Origin of the sequence: Bradyrhizobium oropedii, assembly GCF_020889685.1 — a bacterium.
GTDB classification, from domain to species: Bacteria; Pseudomonadota; Alphaproteobacteria; order Rhizobiales; family Xanthobacteraceae; genus Bradyrhizobium; species Bradyrhizobium oropedii.
Window position 1 is genome coordinate 12,996 of the sequence record NZ_JACMYO010000108.1, and the last position, 15,818, is coordinate 28,813.

The 15,818-nt window shown below is 64.8% G+C and carries 17 protein-coding genes; 10 read left to right on the plus strand and 7 right to left on the minus strand.

The features are described 5' to 3' along the window. Positions 1–16: 16 nt before the first annotated feature. Positions 17–712: a DUF1013 domain-containing protein gene (locus H8A95_RS26670; RefSeq protein WP_163159705.1), complete on the minus strand. Its 696-nt coding sequence runs from the start codon at positions 710–712 to the stop codon at positions 17–19. 229 nt (positions 713–941) lie between these two features. Between H8A95_RS26670 and ispH the strand changes: the two genes are divergently transcribed. From ispH to rnhA, 3 genes are read left to right on the plus strand one after another with little or no spacing between them, the layout of a single operon-like run. Beyond that, complete coding sequence (ispH, locus tag H8A95_RS26675; protein ID WP_229185909.1) at positions 942–1,916, plus strand: 4-hydroxy-3-methylbut-2-enyl diphosphate reductase; 975 nt, start codon at positions 942–944, stop codon at positions 1,914–1,916. 5 nt (positions 1,917–1,921) lie between these two features. Next, positions 1,922–2,902 (plus strand): homoserine kinase, encoded by a 981-nt coding sequence (locus H8A95_RS26680; protein WP_229185910.1) that lies wholly within the window; start codon positions 1,922–1,924, stop codon positions 2,900–2,902. Beyond that, positions 2,890–3,351, plus strand: coding sequence for a ribonuclease HI (rnhA, locus tag H8A95_RS26685; RefSeq protein ID WP_229185911.1), 462 nt, complete (start codon positions 2,890–2,892; stop codon positions 3,349–3,351). Before H8A95_RS26680 ends, rnhA begins: the two co-directional genes overlap by 13 nt. 220 nt (positions 3,352–3,571) lie before the next feature. Here rnhA and H8A95_RS26690 read toward each other — a convergent pair whose 3' ends face one another. The 6 genes from H8A95_RS26690 to H8A95_RS26715 form a co-directional block, all read right to left on the minus strand. Beyond that, a complete protein-coding gene (locus H8A95_RS26690; protein WP_229185912.1) occupies positions 3,572–4,057 on the minus strand; it encodes a peroxiredoxin in 486 nt (161 codons plus the stop codon). A gap of 209 nt (positions 4,058–4,266) precedes the next feature. Continuing rightward, positions 4,267–4,824, minus strand: coding sequence for a DUF924 family protein (locus tag H8A95_RS26695; protein ID WP_229185913.1), 558 nt, complete (start codon positions 4,822–4,824; stop codon positions 4,267–4,269). A gap of 27 nt (positions 4,825–4,851) precedes the next feature. Next, positions 4,852–6,534: a long-chain fatty acid--CoA ligase gene (locus tag H8A95_RS26700; protein WP_229185914.1), complete on the minus strand. Its 1,683-nt coding sequence runs from the start codon at positions 6,532–6,534 to the stop codon at positions 4,852–4,854. A 177-nt stretch (positions 6,535–6,711) separates the two neighbouring features. Then, positions 6,712–8,130, minus strand: coding sequence for a D-alanyl-D-alanine carboxypeptidase family protein (locus tag H8A95_RS26705; RefSeq protein WP_229185915.1), 1,419 nt, complete (start codon positions 8,128–8,130; stop codon positions 6,712–6,714). Positions 8,131–8,333: 203 nt separating this feature from the next. Then, on the minus strand, positions 8,334–10,112 hold the full coding sequence (locus H8A95_RS26710; RefSeq protein WP_229185916.1) for a glucan ABC transporter ATP-binding protein/ permease: 1,779 nt from the start codon (positions 10,110–10,112) through the stop codon (positions 8,334–8,336). Between the two features lie 204 nt (positions 10,113–10,316). After that, the gene (locus tag H8A95_RS26715) at positions 10,317–11,372 is read right to left on the minus strand and encodes an ABC transporter substrate-binding protein (protein ID WP_229185917.1); all 1,056 of its coding nucleotides are present in this window, start codon (positions 11,370–11,372) and stop codon (positions 10,317–10,319) included. Here H8A95_RS26715 and H8A95_RS26720 point away from each other — a divergent pair. The 7 genes from H8A95_RS26720 to H8A95_RS26750 all read left to right on the plus strand — a co-directional run bounded on the left by H8A95_RS26720 (position 11,326) and on the right by H8A95_RS26750 (position 15,817). Beyond that, positions 11,326–11,517 carry a hypothetical protein gene (locus tag H8A95_RS26720; protein WP_229185924.1) on the plus strand — a complete coding sequence of 64 codons (192 nt, stop codon included), beginning with the start codon at positions 11,326–11,328 and terminating at the stop codon, positions 11,515–11,517. The two genes, H8A95_RS26715 and H8A95_RS26720, sit on opposite strands and share 47 nt — an antisense overlap. A gap of 128 nt (positions 11,518–11,645) precedes the next feature. Beyond that, the gene (locus H8A95_RS26725) at positions 11,646–12,080 is read left to right on the plus strand and encodes a hypothetical protein (protein WP_229185918.1); all 435 of its coding nucleotides are present in this window, start codon (positions 11,646–11,648) and stop codon (positions 12,078–12,080) included. A 133-nt stretch (positions 12,081–12,213) separates the two neighbouring features. Continuing rightward, positions 12,214–12,627, plus strand: a complete 414-nt coding sequence (gene hisE / locus H8A95_RS26730; protein WP_229185919.1) for a phosphoribosyl-ATP diphosphatase — start codon at positions 12,214–12,216, stop codon at positions 12,625–12,627. A 63-nt stretch (positions 12,628–12,690) separates the two neighbouring features. After that, on the plus strand, positions 12,691–13,272 hold the full coding sequence (locus H8A95_RS26735) for a YqaA family protein (RefSeq protein ID WP_229185920.1): 582 nt from the start codon (positions 12,691–12,693) through the stop codon (positions 13,270–13,272). A 47-nt stretch (positions 13,273–13,319) separates the two neighbouring features. Further along, complete coding sequence (locus H8A95_RS26740; protein WP_229185921.1) at positions 13,320–13,895, plus strand: hypothetical protein; 576 nt, start codon at positions 13,320–13,322, stop codon at positions 13,893–13,895. 180 nt (positions 13,896–14,075) lie between these two features. Next, positions 14,076–15,044, plus strand: coding sequence for an NAD(P)H-dependent flavin oxidoreductase (locus H8A95_RS26745; protein ID WP_229185922.1), 969 nt, complete (start codon positions 14,076–14,078; stop codon positions 15,042–15,044). After that, the gene (locus H8A95_RS26750; RefSeq protein ID WP_229185923.1) at positions 15,044–15,817 is read left to right on the plus strand and encodes a thioesterase family protein; all 774 of its coding nucleotides are present in this window, start codon (positions 15,044–15,046) and stop codon (positions 15,815–15,817) included. The genes H8A95_RS26745 and H8A95_RS26750 overlap by 1 nt, the downstream gene beginning before the upstream one ends. Position 15,818: the final 1 nt, after the last annotated feature.

Here is a 15,818-nt window from a genome sequence, read left to right on the forward strand (position 1 = left end):
GTTGCTTAGGCCACGCTTACTCTTCCTCGTCGTCGTGCTTCTTGCCGCCGATCGTCTTCAGCTTGGCGAACACGGCATCGACGTTGAGATCGTCGTGCTTCTCGATCGGCTGATCGTCCTCGTCCTTGCGCGTGGTCTCGGAGGCCGGCAGCAGCGTGGCGCCGCCGTAGACCGTCGTGGTCGGCTTCTCCTTGGCGGCGCGCTGTACCTCGAAATCGAGCTCGATCTGCGAGCACAGGCCGAGCGTCACCGGATCCATCGGGGTCAGGGTCGAGGCATTCCAGTGGGTGCGGTCGCGCACGCTCGCGATCGTGGTCTTGGTGGTGCCGACCAGCCGCATGATCTGGGCGTCCTTCAGCTCCGGATGGTTGCGCACCAGCCAGAGGATCGCGCTCGGCCGCTCATGGCGGCGCGACACCGGGGTGTAGCGCGGGCCCTTCTTCTTGGCGGCGGTGGGCAGCACCACCTTGCTCTCCTGGAGCCTGAGGCGGTAGTTCTGGTCGCGCTCGCCGCGCTCGATCTCCTCGCGGGTCAGCTGGCCGTTCGAAATCGGGTCCATGCCCTTGATGCCCTGGGCCGCGTCGCCATCGGCGATGGCGCGGACCTCGAGGGGGTGCATCTTGGTAAAATCGGCCACCTGATCGAACGTCAGGGCGGTATTATCGACCAACCACACGGCAGTCGCCTTCGGCATCAGCGGTGCGTTGCTCATGGCAAATCTCCTTTGTGCTTCGCCCACCTCTGTCGAGGCGAAGCTGGTAGTCATCGGCGATGACGGGAATTATGGGGCCTATATAAGCCCTCAGGGGGGAATGGCGCAATGGGCCAGCAAAATCGCCTTGACAGCGCCCGAAAGCAGTCCCAAGTCCTTACCTTAACTGGCCGTTCCCTGCCCGCCGGCGAGGGGTGATTCGGTCCCGAGATTGCCCCGAGACAGCCTGATGTCAGCGAAAAAACCCGATCTTAGAATCGTGCTTTGTTCCCCCCGCGGCTTTTGCGCCGGGGTGGTCCGCGCCATCGACACGGTGGAGCGCGCGCTCACCATTTATGGTGCCCCGGTCTATGTCCGGCACGAGATCGTCCATAACAAGTACGTGGTGGACAGCCTGAAGACCAAAGGCGCCATTTTCGTCGAGGAATTGGCCGAAATCCCCGACGATACCAACGCGCCGGTGGTGTTTTCGGCCCACGGCGTTCCCAAATCGGTTCCGGCCGAGGCCAAATCCCGCAATTTCTTCTCGCTGGACGCGACCTGCCCGCTGGTGACCAAGGTCCACCGCGAGGCCTCGATCCATTTCAAGCGCGGCCGCGAGATCCTCCTGATCGGGCACTCCCACCACCCCGAGGTGGTCGGCACCGTCGGCCAGCTGCCGGCTGGCGCCGTGACGCTGATCGAGACCGCCGAGGACGCCAAGACCTTCACTCCGAAGGACCCGAACAACCTCGCCTTCGTGACCCAGACCACGCTGTCGATCGACGACACCGCGGAGATCGTGGCGCTGCTCAAGGAGCGCTTCCCGAACGTCAACGGTCCGCACAAGGAAGACATCTGCTACGCCACCACCAACCGCCAGCTTGCGGTGAAGAAGGTGGCGCCGGTGGTCGATGCCCTGATCGTGGTCGGCGCGCCGAACTCGTCGAACTCGCAGCGCCTGCGCGAGGTTGCCGAGCGCGAGGGCTGCCCGATTGCCGTTCTGGCCCAGCGGGCCAGCGATATCGACTGGGATCGCTTTGAAGGCATCAGGAGCCTCGGCATCACCGCGGGCGCCTCGGCGCCGGAAGTGATCGTCGAGGAGATCATGGGCGCCTTCGCCGAGCGTTACGAACTGCACGTGGAGACGGTCTCGGCCGCGGAAGAGAACGAGTTCTTCCCGCTGCCGCGTTCGCTGCGGCCTGACGCTGCCGCGGCGGAATAGACCATATGGCGGTTTACACCGACGTTGCCGCCGAAGACCTCGCGGAATTCCTCAAAAGCTACGACATCGGCGAATTGCTCTCCTACAAGGGCATCGCCGAGGGCGTCGAGAATTCGAACTTCCTGCTGCACACCAGCCAGGGCGCCTACATCCTCACGCTCTATGAAAAGCGCGTGGCGGAAGACGACCTGCCGTATTTCCTGTCGCTGATGGCGCATCTCGCCGAGCGCGGCGTGTCGTGCCCGCAGCCGGCGCGCAACCGCAAGGGCGCGGTCACCAGCCGGCTCGCCGACCGGCCGGCCGCGATCATCAACTTCCTCGAGGGCGTGTGGCCGCGGCGGCCGAACGTGGCGCACTGCTCGGGTGTCGGCGAGGCGCTGGCGAAAATGCATCTCGCGGGTGCCGACTTTCCGCTGGTCCGCAAGAACCCGTTGTCGGTCTCCGGCTGGCGGCCGCTGTTTGCTCTCGCCGCCGCGCGAGCCGACAGCGTGCAGGCCGGATTGCACGACTTCATTGCGCGCGAGCTCGATCATCTCGAGGCCTCGTGGCCATCGGATCTGCCGGTCGGCGTGATCCATGCCGACCTGTTTCCCGACAACGTCTTCTTTCTCGGCGACAGACTGTCGGGCCTGATCGACTTCCCGTTCGCCTGCAACGACATCCTGGCCTATGACGTCGCGATCTGCCTCAACGCCTGGTGCTTCGAGCCGGATCATTCCTTCAACGTCACCAAGGCGCGCGCGCTGCTCAAGGCCTATGGGCGCGAGCGGCCATTGTCGGCGGCGGAAGAGGCCGCGCTGCCGCTGCTCGCGCGGGGCGCATCGATGCGCTTCCTGCTGACGCGCCTGGTTGATTTCCTCAACGTGCCGGAAGGCGCGCTGGTGCAGCCGAAGGACCCGCTGGAATACGTCCGCAAGCTTCGCTTCCAGCAGAATGTCGCTAGCCTCAACGACTACGGCATCACGCCGGCAGGATGCGCGGCGTGAGCGACAAGCCGCATGTGATCGTCTTCACCGATGGTGCCTGCTCCGGAAATCCGGGACCGGGCGGCTGGGGCGCGATCCTGAGATTCGGCGACGTCGAGAAGGAATTGAAGGGCGGCGAGGGGCACACCACCAACAACCGCATGGAGCTGATGGCGGCGATCTCGGCGCTGGAAGCCCTGAAGAAGCCCTGCGTGGTCGACCTCACCACCGACAGCCAGTACGTCCGCCAGGGCATCACCGGCTGGATCCATGGCTGGAAGCGCAACGGCTGGCGCACCGCCGACAAGAAGCCGGTCAAGAATGTCGAACTGTGGCAGCGCCTCGACGCCGCGCTGAAGCCGCACGAGGTGCGCTGGCACTGGATCAAGGGCCATGCCGGCCACGCCGAGAACGAACGCGCCGATGAGCTGGCGCGCGAGGGCGTGGCGATGGCGAGGTTGAAGGGCTAGGCGCGCGAGCCAGTGCCCTATGGCAACACGGCGCTCCACCCATCCGATTTTTGAAAACTCGGCGGTTGACCCTCTCCCCTTGTGGGAGAGGGTGGACGCGATGCGTAGCATCGCGGACGGGTGAGGGGTCTTTCTCCGCGGATGGAGACCCCCCATCCGGCGCGGATTGCATCCGCGCCACCTTCTCCCACAAGGGGAGAAGGGAAGAAGCCGCAGTTAATCAGAGCTGACCGAGCAGCGTGTCGCCGCCGGAAACCTCGACCTTGCCCGGAGCCGGCTCCTTGTTGAGCTTCTTCACCACGCCGTCCTCGACCAGCATCGAGTAGCGGTGGGAGCGGATGCCGAGGCCGTTGCCGGACGCGTCGAGCTCCATGCCGATCGCCTTGGCGAAGTCGGCGTTGCCGTCAGCGAGGAAGATGGCCTCGTCGCGCTGGTCGGTGTCGCGCTTCCAGGCATTCATCACGAAGGCGTCGTTGACCGAGACGATCGCGATGGTGTCGACGCCCTTGTTCTTCATGGCGTAGGCGTTGAGGAAGATGCTCGGCAGATGCATCTTGTGGCAGGTGCCGGTATAGGCGCCGGGCACCGCGAACAGGGCGACCTTCTTGCCCTTGAAAATGTCGTCGGTGGTTTTGACCTGCGGCCCCTCGGCGGTCATCACGCGAAACTTGGTTTCCGGCAGCTTGTCGCCAACATTGATCGTCATCGTCGTTCTCCCTCGGTGAAGCGGAATTGCTTTAGACCCGGCGGTTGGACGGCACAATACGACCTGCTGCGGGAACGGCAATGCCGGAGGTTAGAGCGTTTTCGAGCGAAGTGGGTACCGGTTCGCGTGAAGAAAACGCGTCAAAACAAGAATCTGGAGCCCGTTCCGATGCAATCGGAACGGAAAAGGCTCCAGTCACCGTTCCGTCATCAGCCGGAAAACCCGCCGGCTTCGAGGAAGGCCCGCTCCTCGGCGGTCGTTTCCCGGCCCAGGACCTGGTTACGGTGCGGGAAGCGGCCGAACCGGCGGATGATGTCGGCGTGGTCCTCGGCGTATTTCAAATTGTCGGGATGGCAGTCATATTGCCCGAACAGCGTCACGCAACGCTGCTGGTCGTCGAGGTTCTCTGAATGCTCGAACGGCAGATAGAGGAATTCCCGCAGCACCGGGTCGGTCCGCGCATCGACGCCACGGTCGATGGCGCGCCTTGCCACGTCACGCGCCAGCGCATCGCTGGAAAAGGTCCTGGCGTCGCCGCGAAACAGGTTGCGCGGAAACTGATCGAGCACGATGGTCAGCGCCAGCGCGCCGTCGTCGCTCGCCTCCCATGACGACAATTCGCCGGCCGCCGCCTTCTGCCAGGTGGCGAGGAAGCGGCTGCGGATCTCGGCATCGAAGGCGTCGTCGCGCTTGTACCAACGGTCGCGGCCGGCGTCGCGCCAGAACGCGATGACGTCGGCAGGCGTCGCGATGCGGGCGTGAGTCATGTCCGTCCAACGCCCGCCTGTCGGTTGTTAAGCCGCAGCCTTTTTCTCGTCGCGCAGCTCGCGGCGCAGGATCTTGCCGACATTGGTCTTCGGCAAATCGGTCCTGAACTCGATCTGCTTCGGCACCTTGTAGGCGGTGAGCTGGGTGGCGCTGAACTTGATGATGTCCTCGGCGGTGACGTTCGGGTCCTTCTTGACCACGAAGGCCTTGACCGCCTCGCCGGACTTCGCGTCGGGCACGCCGATCACGGCGCATTCGAGCACGCCGGGATGGCTCGCGATCACTTCCTCGATCTCGTTCGGATAGACGTTGAAGCCCGAGACCAGGATCATGTCCTTCTTGCGGTCGACGATCTTGGTATAGCCCTTCTCGTCCATCACACCGATGTCGCCGGTGCGGAAGTAGCCGTCCGCGGTCATCACGCGCGCGGTCTCGTCCGGCCTGTTCCAGTAACCTGACATCACCTGCGGACCCTTGGCGCAGATCTCGCCGGCTTCGCCGAGCGGCAACTCATTGCCGTCGTCGTCGCGGATCGAGAGCCAGGTCGACGGGACCGGAAGGCCGATCGTCCCGGAGAACTCCTCGATCGTGGCGGGATTGCAGGTCAGGGTCGGCGACGTCTCCGACAGGCCATAGCCTTCCGACAATGAGATGCCAGTGACCTTCAACCATTTCTCGGCGACGGACCTTTGCGTTGCCATGCCGCCGCCGTTGGCGATCTTCAGCTTGGAGAAGTCGAGCTTGTCGAAGCCGGGCGTGTTCAGCAGGCCATTGTAGAGGGTGTTGACCGCCGGAAAGAAGCTGACCTGGTACTTCGACAGTTCCTTGACGAAGCCCGCCATGTCGCGCGGATTCGGAATCAGCAGATTGGTGCCGCCGGCCCGCATGCCGAGCAGATAGCACGCGGTGAGCGCGAAGACGTGATAGAGCGGCAGTGCACAGACGATGACCATCTGTTCGACGATCGGCGGCTTCGCCAGCGCCGGCTGAAGCCAGGCATCGTTCTGCAGCACGTTGGCCAGGATGTTGCGATGGAGCAGGGTCGCGCCCTTGGAGACGCCGGTGGTGCCGCCGGTATATTGCAGGAAGGCGACGTCATCGAGCGTCAGCTTCGGCTTGTTGAGCCTGGCGGAGCGGCCGGCCGACAGCGCCTCGTTGAACGAGACCGCGCCTGATATCGACCAGGCCGGCACCATCTTCTTCACCCGGCGCACCACCAGGTTGACGATCACGCCCTTGAGGCCGAGCAGATCGCCCATGCTGCCGACGATCACCTGCTTCACGGCGGTGTTCGGCAGCACCTTCTGCACGGTGGTGGCAAAGTTCTCCAGCACGATGATCGCCTCCGCGCCGGAATCCTTGAGCTGGTGCTCGAGCTCGCGCGGGGTGTAGAGCGGATTGACGTTGACCACGGCATAGCCGGCGCGCAGCACGGCGGCGGTCGCGACCGGATATTGCAGAACGTTCGGCATCATCAGCGCGACCCGCGCGCCCTTTTGCAGGCCCTTGCTCTGCAGATAGGCGCCGAGCGCCGCCGACATCTCGTCGAGCTCGCGATAGGTGATCGCCTTGTCCATGCAGATGAACGCCTTGCGATCGGCGAATTTCTTGAAGCTCTCTTCCAGCAATTCGACCAGCGACGAATACTGCGTGACGTCGATATCGGCGGGCACGCCGGCCGGATAATGCTTGAGCCAGATGCGCTCCATAATGGTCTTTCCCTCTCTCAAATTTGGCTGATGTCCCGGATTGCTTCCGGGTTTCTCGACCCTCGGTCGTATTATTCTTGGTCGCGGTATTTCGGGCAGTATTGAGCGATGCCGCGGCCAATGGCAAGCCGCTGCGCGCTATCGACGCATTGGGAGATCGGAGGGGGTGACGCGCCGCTAGCCGGCCGGCTTGGCGTCGGCTTTCGGCTTGTCGGCAGCTTTCGGCTTCGCAGCAGGCTTTGCCGCCGCCGGCTTGCCGGCCGGCTTCGCAGCTGCGGCATCCGGCTTGGCGTTGGCGTGGCGCACGGGCTTGGCCGCCGGCTTGCTGTCTGACTTGCTGTCGGACTTGGCGGCGCTCTTGGTGCCAGCCTTCACGTCGTCTGCCGTATCCGGCTTCTTGCCTACGACCCGGCCGTGCTTGCCCTTGGCGCGCTTGACCGGCTGCGTCTTCTCGGTGTCGGCATCGACCGCGGCGATCAACGCAGCGCCGGTCTTGGTCGGGCCCGTATAAACCACGACCGGTTCGGACGCCGCCGCCGGCTGTGCCAGCATGTCGGCCGGCTTTGTCGGCATTGCGGCCTGCAGGCCCGAAGCGAAGAAGCTCACGCCGCTGTCGCCGTTGGTGCCGGAGCCCCCGGCGCTGGCGATGGTGTCTTCGCCGTCCTCGTCGCTGGCGGGCCGCTTGTGCTTGGCGCCGCACATCTCCTCGCGCAGGTTCGGCGGCGTGGAATCGATCGGCACCAGATTGTCGACGGTGCCGAGCGAGGGCCGCAGCCACGCCAGCCCGTTATTGGCAAAGCCGCGATCCAGGAGCTGCGCGGCGCGGATCGCGCGCATCCGGCCCGACGAGGCGCCGAGCACCACGGCGATCAGCCGCTTGCCGTCGCGCGTCGCCGACGCCACGAGATTGTAGCCGGAGGCGCAGATGAAGCCGGTCTTGAAGCCGTCGGCGCCGGGATAGCGGCCGATCAGCTTGTTGAAGTTCTGGGTGATGCGGCGGCCGAAGCGGATCGAGGGGATGTGGACGAAATACTCGTATTCCGGCAGGTCGCGGATGATGGCGCGGGCGAGGATCGCCATGTCGCGCGCCGAGGTGATCTGGCCGTCGGCGGGCAGGCCGTTCGGATTGACGTAGCTCGTCTGCGTCATGCCGAGCTTTTGCGCGGTCTGGTTCATCATCCCGGCAAAGCCGTCGATCGAACCGCCGACGCCCTCGGCCAGCACCACGGCCATGTCGTTGGCCGATTTCACCAGCATCATCTTCAGCGCATTGTCGACGGTGACCTGGGTGCCGGGCCGGAAGCCCATCTTCGACGGCGATTGCGACGACGCGGTCGGCGACACCGTGAGCAGCGTGTCGAGCGACATGCGCCCGTCCTTGACTGCCTTCAGCGTCACATAGGCCGTCATCAGCTTGCTGAGCGAAGCCGGATACCACGGCATCGTCGCATTGTCGGCCTGCAGCACCTTTCCGGAATCGGCCTCGACCACCAGCAGCGCTTCGGCCCGCGCCATCTGGGGCGCTGCGATGACGAGCATCGCGACGGCCAGAATCGATTTCAGTGACGGGCGCAACAGCGAGCGAGGAAAATGCACGAATCCGGTTCCGGTCCTTTGAGACCCGCCTTCAAGAGAAGGAGGTCTTGCGATGTGACGTACGGGTTTCAAGCGTGTCCGGCGCCGCGTTGCGGCGATGCAAACCCTATACCGGCTTGCCAGCAGAGAACAGAGGCCGGCTAACTATATCGTGGACGAAATCGGCTGAATTTCGGCAGCCGCCTCAATTGGAAAGGGGAGAATTATGGTGTCTCGATGCCGGCGCGCGCCTGCTCCTGAACCATGAACTGGGCACGCGCGAGATCGGCAAAACGCCCACCTTTTGCCACCAGTTCATCGAAAGTTCCGCTTTCGATCACCCGTCCCTGGTCGAACAGCAGGATGCGGGTGGCGTGACGGATGGTCGAGAGGCGGTGCGCGATCACGAAGGTGGTGCGGCCCTTCATCACTTCGTCGAGAGCAGCATTCACCTTGGCCTCGGTGACCGCGTCGAGCGCGCTGGTCGCCTCGTCGAGGATCAGGATCGGCGGATCCTTGAGCAGCGCACGCGCGATCGACAGCCGCTGCCGTTCGCCGCCGGAGAGCATGCGGCCGCGCTCGCCGGCATGGGTCTCGAATTTCTTGTCGCTGCGCTCGATGAAATCCAGCGCCTGCGCGCGCGCCGCGGCGGTGCGCAGTTCCTCGTCGGTCGCATCGGGCTTGCCGACGCGCAGATTGTCGGCGAGCGAGCGGTTGAACAGCAGCGCCTCCTGGAACACCACGCCGATGTTCCGCCGCAGCGCCGTCAGCTTCATCGCGCGGATGTCCATGCCGTCGATCTTGATGATGCCGGATTGCGGGTCGAACGCGCGATGCAGCAGCGCGATCGCGGTGGACTTGCCCGCGCCGGTCGAGCCGACCAGCGCGATGGTCTGGCCGGGCAACGCGGTGAAGGAGAGATCCTCGATCGCCGGCCGCTTGCCGTCATAGGAGAACGAGACGTCGTTGAACTCGACGAGGCCCGACAGCCGGCCGGGATCGATCGCGCCGGGCCGGTCGCGCACCGCCGGCACCGCATCGAGCACGTCGAAGAATTCCTGCAGCCGCGGCGCTTCCATGAACACGTTGTTGATGAAGCTCACCACCTGTTCGAGCTTCTGGATCAGCATGGTGGCGAACGAGACGAACATCACGATCTCGCCGACCGTGGTGAGGCCCTCATTGTGGAGCGCGATGCCGACGGTGAAGATCGCGAGCACCGTGATCGTGGTCGAAGCCCGCGTGATCACGGTGACCAGCGCCCACCATGACAGCACCGGCATCTGCACCGCGAGCAGCTTGTCGGCGACATAGCGCAGGCCCTGCACCTCGGAATCGATCCGCACGAAGCTCTGCACCAGCGCGACGTTGCCGAGCGCGTCCGAGGCGCGTGCCGAGAGATCGCTGTAGTAGGCCTCGACCTCGCTCTGCATGCCGTAGGTCTTGCGCACCACCAGCGTGGTCAGCACCGTGAACACCACGCAAAGCGCGAACAGCAGGATCGCCAGCCGCCAATTGATGTAGAGCGCCAGCGGCAGCAGCACGATCAGCGACATGATCGCGGCGAAATGCTCGCGGAAGAAGCCGAGCCAGAGCCGCCACAGCGCGTCGGTGCCGTTCAGCATCACCTTCATCAGCCGGCCGGAATGGGTGCCGGAGTGGAAGGTCAGCGGCAGCTGCAGGATGTGCTCGAAATAACCTGTCAGCACCGCCTGGCGCTGGCGGTGCGCCAGCCGGTCGGCCTGTAGCGCGACGATCGCGCTGCAGCCGATCGTGAACAGGCCGAACGCCGCCCAGGCCACCAGCAGCGGCCATGCCGAGGAGGTCGCGAACAGTCCGGTGACCGGGCGGCCCGACAGCACGTCGACGATCTTGCCGAACAGCACCGGCTCGGCGAATTGCGCGGCGGCGAGCAGCATGTTGGCGACGGCGAGGATCCAGCCGAGCCGCGCCTCCTTGCCGAGCAGTTCGAGGACGCGGGTATAGAGGCGAAGCATGGACATGCCGGCGGGACTCGTAAGCGGTGGACGCCCGATCAGGCGGGATACGATCTAATCAGGGTTCGCCAGCGAGGGCCAGCGGGGCGACGATGCATCACGCTCCGTCATGGCCGGGCTTGTCCCGGCCATCCATGTCTTTCTTGCTAGCGGCGATGAAAACGTGGATGCCCGGGACAAGCCCGGGCATGACGACGAAGTGGGCTAGCCTCAATTCACCAGCCGGCCATCGATCGGCGGCAGGAACTGGTCGTCGAAGATGTCGGAGGCGTGCGGCCGCTTCTGGAATTTGAAGTCCTCCGGGAGCTGCTCGACCGAGCGCTCGAAGCGGGCCGGGTCGATGCCGCCGATGCCGTTGCGTTTCACCTCGGCGGTCAGGATGTTGTCGCGGATGATGGCGGTGAGCCGCTCGAGCTCCAGATCGCGCGAACCGCCATCCATCCGGCTCGCCACCTCGCTCGCCGCACGGGCCGGGTCCTTGACGGCGAGGTTGGTGCCGCCGATCACCGCGCGCACGAACCCTTTGACCGCGTCCGGCTTCGCTGCGGCAAGGCGCGGGCTGACGATCACGGCAAAGCCATAGGCTTCGCAGCCATAGTCGGCGAAACGCAGCACCGCGAGATCATCGGCAGGCACGCCGCGATCCCGCAGATTGATCGCCGAGAGATAGGAGAAGCCGGTGACGGCATCGACCTGGCCGGCGGAGAGCATCGGCTCGCGCACCGCGGCGCTGATCGTGTTCTGCTTCACGCTCGACAGCTTGATGCCGTTCTGCTTCGCGACCGCGGGCCACAGCCGGATCGAGAGGTCGCCCTCGGCGACGCCGAGGTTCTTGCCCTGGATATCGGTCAGCGCGTTGATGCCGCGGCTCTTGCGGGCAATGATCGCATAGGGTGCCTGGTTGAACAGCACGAACGCGGCCTTGACGGGAGCGGCACCAGGCTTGTCGCGGAAGCGGATCAGCGAGTTGATGTCGACGAGCGCGAAATCGCTTGAGCCGTCGGCGACGCGCGCGATGGCGTCCGCCGAGCTGGTGGCGACGTTGGTGCCGACGCTGAGGCCCTCGGCGCCGAACAGGCCGCCGGACGACGCCATCACGAAGGGTGCCGCGGCCGCATCGAGCGGACGATCGAGTGTGAACTGGATGGTGAGCGGCTGCGGCGCATCGCCGGCGCGCAACGGTGCTACGACCGGCCACGCGCCGCCCGAGAGGCCGATCATGCCGGCCAATATCCAGCGGAGAACGGTGGTCCGACTTACCTGCATCATGACATCCGGGAGGCGAGACAAAGTGCCGCGCCGGCTGCGCCTGTTTCACATCATCGAATGCGCCAAGGAAAGCTGCAGTTCAAGCGTGAATTTCAAGCGTTATTTGCTGCATTTTGCCTCGACCAAGGTGAACGGCCGATGACTGCCGAAGGTTTGACCTGCTTTCACCTAACGGTTGTTCAGCTTGCGTTCGGTTTGGGGAACCTAATCTAGAGGCGGTGGTTAGCTAACCAGGGCCCGACGGGCCGGCTTCCACAAAGGATGACTGCAATGTTTGCGCGAAAGGGTGTTTTTTCGTCCATTGGCCGCGCAGCCACATTGGCAACGGTTGCCGCGGTGGCGTTGACGGCCGTCGAGCCGACGATGGCGTTCGCGGGCTCTGCCGCGGCGGGCAAGGCGTCCGCCGTGACCTCATCTCACGGTACGAGCGACGCGACCGACATCAGCGCGCGCCGTCGTTACTATCGTGGTGGCGCGGCTGCTGCGGCGGTGTTCGCCGGGATCGTCGGCACGGGTCTCGCGATTGCCGCAGCCCAGAACCGCCGCGACTACTATGACTCCTATGGTTACTACGACGGAGGTCCGAGCTACTACGGTGGTCCCGCCTATTACGGTGGTGGCCCGGTCTATTATGGCGGTGGGCCGTACTATGGTTATCACGGCTATTACGGGCGTCGCTCGCAACTGCCCTACACGCCGTACTGACACGCGTCGTACTGACACGCGTCGGCAGTTCTCAGAACTGTCACAAAACATCGAGTCCGCCGGCTGCAAGGCCGGTGGATTTTTCAATTGTGCCGTTAACACGCTGGCGAGGCGTTTCGATTAGGCTCGTAGGATGAGTGATTCGATCGAGCGGCTTTACGAGGCGGTGATCGCGGCCAAGGATCTTGATCCGGCAACGTCGCGCACGGCACGGCTGTTCCAGCGCGGGCCGGCCAAGATGGCCAAGAAGCTCGCCGAGGAAGCGGTCGAGGTCGTGATCGATGCCATTAGCGGCAAGCCGGACGCCGTGGTCCGCGAGAGCGCCGACCTGCTCTACAATCTGACGGTGCTCTGGGCGTCGGCCGGCGTGAAACCGGAGGATGTCTGGCGCGAGATGGAGCGGCGCGAGCGGCTGCTCGGGATCGCCGAGAAGCTGCCGAAGTCGCCGGTCAAGGTCTCCAAGAGCCTTTCCAAGACCGCGCCTGTCCCGGTGGTTCGGCGTCGAATTGTCGCGCTGGAGAACCGGCTGCGCAAACGGCAGCCGTAAATCAACCAAATTCGGCTCATTCCCGGCATGGACAAATCCGCTCCATGATGGTTCATCGCGCCCATGTTGAAACGGATTTACGACTGGTGCGTCGACGCGGCCGACAAGCCCTACGCACTCTGGATTCTCGCGGCCGTCGCCTTCGCTGAGAGCTCCTTCTTCCCGATCCCTCCCGATATCATGCTGCTGCCGATGTCGTTGGCGCGGCCGAAGCGGGCATGGTGGTTCGCGGCCGTCTGCACCGTCGCGTCCGTCGCCGGCGGCGTGCTCGGCTATGCGATCGGCGCGCTGCTCTACGACTCGCTCGGGCAGTGGCTGATCCATCTCTACGGCCTCTCCGACAAGGTCGACGCGTTCCGCGCCTCCTATGCCGAGTGGGGTGCCGTGATCATCCTGGTGAAGGGACTGACGCCGATCCCCTACAAGCTCGTGACCATCACGTCGGGCTTTGCCGGCTACAACATCTGGCTGTTCATCCTGTGCTCGATCGTCGCACGCGGCGGCCGCTTCTTCTTCGTCGCGGTGCTGCTCAACCGCTATGGCGACGTCATCCGCGCCGAGCTCGAGAAGCGGCTCGGCCTGTGGGTCGCGATCGGCGCGATCGTGCTGGTGCTGGGCTTTGTTGTCGCATTCAAGCTGATCTAATCCTTCGCGGCTTTGCCTGCGCCCGGCTTCGGGTTACGCTTGCTGCGATGGCTCACGGAATCGAGGATCTGCTCAATCCTGCCGGGCTCACCCTCGCCAGGCTCACGCTCGCGAAGGCGCGCGTTGCGCTGGCGGGGCTTGCGCTGTCGATGTCGATGGCGCCCCTCGATCGCGGCTGGGGCCAGGCCGCGCCGCCCGCGCTCGGCGTGCAGTCGCCGGCGCAGCAGCCTGTCGAGCCTCAGCAGCAGATCGAGTTGCCGCCTGCGCCGGTCGAGCGTGAGAATCCCGGGCTGATCAACGAAATCGGAAAGCTGTTCGAAAAGTCGAAGTCGGTGCTGCCGCTGCTGAAGAGCCCCGGCGAGACCCTCGACGACCTGTCGAACATGGCGCGCCCCTCGACGGTGGTGACCGGTCGCGCGGCTTGCGTGGTGGCCTCGAATGGTGCGCCGGATTGCAAGATCGGCGCCGACCGGCTGTGCCAGAGCAAGGGCTTCAAGGAAGGCAAGGGCATCGACACCGACGCCGCCGAGAAGTGCTCGCCGCTGGTCTATTTGCCGGGCCACAAGCGCGGCCCGAACGACTGCAAGACGGAAAATTTCGTGACACGGGCGGTCTGCCAATAGCCGCGGCGAAACTTGCGTCTGGGATGCCAGATGCTCGTGGAAAACACGATGTCCGGATGAGGTTTTGTCATCCTTATTGCAGCGCCAAAACGCAATACTTGACACTGGAAAGATTGCCTTGTTGGTATGACGGTCAGCATTCGAGATCAACCAATCGACCAACCCGAGGATCCGCCGCCAATGTCCATGCCTGCTCTGTTCAAGGGCCGCCTGTCTCTTCCCGTGATCGGGGCGCCGCTGTTCATCATCTCCGTGCCCGACCTCGTCATCGCCCAGTGCAAGGCCGGCGTGGTCGGCTCGTTTCCGTCGCTCAACGCGCGCCCGCCGGAGCTGCTCGACGAATGGCTGTACCGGATCAAGGAAGAGCTCGCCGCCTACGACAAGGCGCACCCGGAGCGGCCGTCGGCGCCGTTCGCGGTGAACCAGATCGTGCACAAGTCGAACAACCGGCTCGATCACGACATGGCGCTTTGCGAGAAGCACAAGGTGCCGATGATCATCTCCTCGCTCGGCGCGCGCGAGGAGCTCAACCAGGCCGTCCACGGCTGGGGCGGCATCGTGTTCCACGACGTGATCAATCAGAAGTTCGCACACAAGGCGATCGAGAAGGGCGCCGACGGCCTGATCCTGGTCGCGGCCGGCGCCGGCGGTCATGCCGGTACGCTGTCGCCGTTCCCGTTCGTGTCGGAGACGCGCCAGTGGTTCGATGGGCCGATCGCGCTGTCGGGCACCATTGCCAACGGCCGCGCCATTCGCGCCGCGCGCATCATCGGCGCCGACTTCGCCTATATCGGCTCGGCCTTCATCGCGACCAAGGAAGCGAACGCGGTCGAGGGCTACAAGAGCATGATCACCAATTCCTCGGCCGAGGACATCGTCTACTCCAATTTGTTCACCGGCGTGCACGGCAACTATTTGAAGCCGTCGATCGTCGCGGCTGGAATGGACCCGGAAAACCTGCCGACATCAGATCCCTCGAAGATGAGCTTCGGCACCGATACCTCGGGCGAGCGCGCCAAGCCGAAGGCCTGGAAGGAAATCTGGGGCTCGGGCCAGGGCGTTGGCAGCATCTCAAAGGTGGTGCCCGCGGCCGAGCTGATTGGCCGGTTCAAGAAGGAATACGACGAAGCGGTCGATCCGGCGCTTTGATGGAGCCGATCTTTCGCGTTGACGGCGACCGCGTCGTCACCAGTCCCGATGCCGCGGGTCCTTGGGACCCGCGGATGCAGCACGGCTCCGCGCCGGCGGCACTGGTGGTGTGGGCGGCCGAGGCCATCCCCACGCCGGTGCCGATGCGGATCGCGCGGGTCACGATCGACCTGATGCGTCCGGTGCCGGTGGCGCCGCTGACGGTCGAGAGTGAGATCCTGCGCGACGGCCGCAAGATCCAGCTTTGCGGCGTCAGGCTGCTTGCCGACGGCGTTCTCGTCGTCTCGGCCAGCGTGCTGAAGATCAAGCAGCAGGCGGCCGAGCTGCCGCCGGATATCGCGGCCCTTCCGGTCGATCTGCCGGGCCCCGACGAAAGTCCGGCGGAGCCGGGTAATCTTGCGAACAGTCCGTTCGTGAAATGCATCTCGATGCGGGCTGCGCGCGGCCGCTTCGGCGTGATGGGCCCTGGCGCGATCTGGTTCCGCGTCAACCAGCCGCTGATCGCGGGCGCCGCCGTCTCGCAGGCGATGCGCGCGGTGGTCGCCTCGGACTTCTCCAACGGCACCTCGCCGGCGCTCGATTTCAACAAATGGACCTTCATCAACGCCGATCTCACGGTCAGCCTGGCGCGCGAGCCGGTCGGTGACTGGATCCTGCTCGACGGTGAATCCTGGATCGGGCCCGACGGCGCCGGGCTTGCGATGTCGCGGCTCGCCGACACCAGCGGCTATTTCGGCCGCGCGGTCCAGAGCCTGGTCATCGAGCGGCGCTAGA

What these genes read in the sequence shown, in the direction of transcription:
- hisE (WP_229185919.1), top strand. Translation starts at nt 12,214, where the DNA reads ATGAGTGATTCGATCGAGCGGCTTTACGAGGCGGTGATCGCGGCCAAG.
- H8A95_RS26725 (WP_229185918.1), top strand. Translation starts at nt 11,646, where the DNA reads ATGTTTGCGCGAAAGGGTGTTTTTTCGTCCATTGGCCGCGCAGCCACA.
- H8A95_RS26735 (WP_229185920.1), top strand. Translation starts at nt 12,691, where the DNA reads ATGTTGAAACGGATTTACGACTGGTGCGTCGACGCGGCCGACAAGCCC.
- H8A95_RS26680 (WP_229185910.1), top strand. Translation starts at nt 1,922, where the DNA reads ATGGCGGTTTACACCGACGTTGCCGCCGAAGACCTCGCGGAATTCCTC.
- H8A95_RS26740 (WP_229185921.1), top strand. Translation starts at nt 13,320, where the DNA reads ATGGCTCACGGAATCGAGGATCTGCTCAATCCTGCCGGGCTCACCCTC.
- H8A95_RS26720 (WP_229185924.1), top strand. Translation starts at nt 11,326, where the DNA reads ATGCCGGCCAATATCCAGCGGAGAACGGTGGTCCGACTTACCTGCATC.
- H8A95_RS26700 (WP_229185914.1), bottom strand. Translation starts at nt 6,534, where the DNA reads ATGGAGCGCATCTGGCTCAAGCATTATCCGGCCGGCGTGCCCGCCGAT.
- H8A95_RS26670 (WP_163159705.1), bottom strand. Translation starts at nt 712, where the DNA reads ATGAGCAACGCACCGCTGATGCCGAAGGCGACTGCCGTGTGGTTGGTC.
- ispH (WP_229185909.1), top strand. Translation starts at nt 942, where the DNA reads ATGTCAGCGAAAAAACCCGATCTTAGAATCGTGCTTTGTTCCCCCCGC.
- H8A95_RS26710 (WP_229185916.1), bottom strand. Translation starts at nt 10,112, where the DNA reads ATGTCCATGCTTCGCCTCTATACCCGCGTCCTCGAACTGCTCGGCAAG.
- H8A95_RS26750 (WP_229185923.1), top strand. Translation starts at nt 15,044, where the DNA reads ATGGAGCCGATCTTTCGCGTTGACGGCGACCGCGTCGTCACCAGTCCC.
- H8A95_RS26745 (WP_229185922.1), top strand. Translation starts at nt 14,076, where the DNA reads ATGTCCATGCCTGCTCTGTTCAAGGGCCGCCTGTCTCTTCCCGTGATC.
- H8A95_RS26690 (WP_229185912.1), bottom strand. Translation starts at nt 4,057, where the DNA reads ATGACGATCAATGTTGGCGACAAGCTGCCGGAAACCAAGTTTCGCGTG.
- rnhA (WP_229185911.1), top strand. Translation starts at nt 2,890, where the DNA reads ATGCGCGGCGTGAGCGACAAGCCGCATGTGATCGTCTTCACCGATGGT.
- H8A95_RS26695 (WP_229185913.1), bottom strand. Translation starts at nt 4,824, where the DNA reads ATGACTCACGCCCGCATCGCGACGCCTGCCGACGTCATCGCGTTCTGG.
- H8A95_RS26715 (WP_229185917.1), bottom strand. Translation starts at nt 11,372, where the DNA reads ATGCAGGTAAGTCGGACCACCGTTCTCCGCTGGATATTGGCCGGCATG.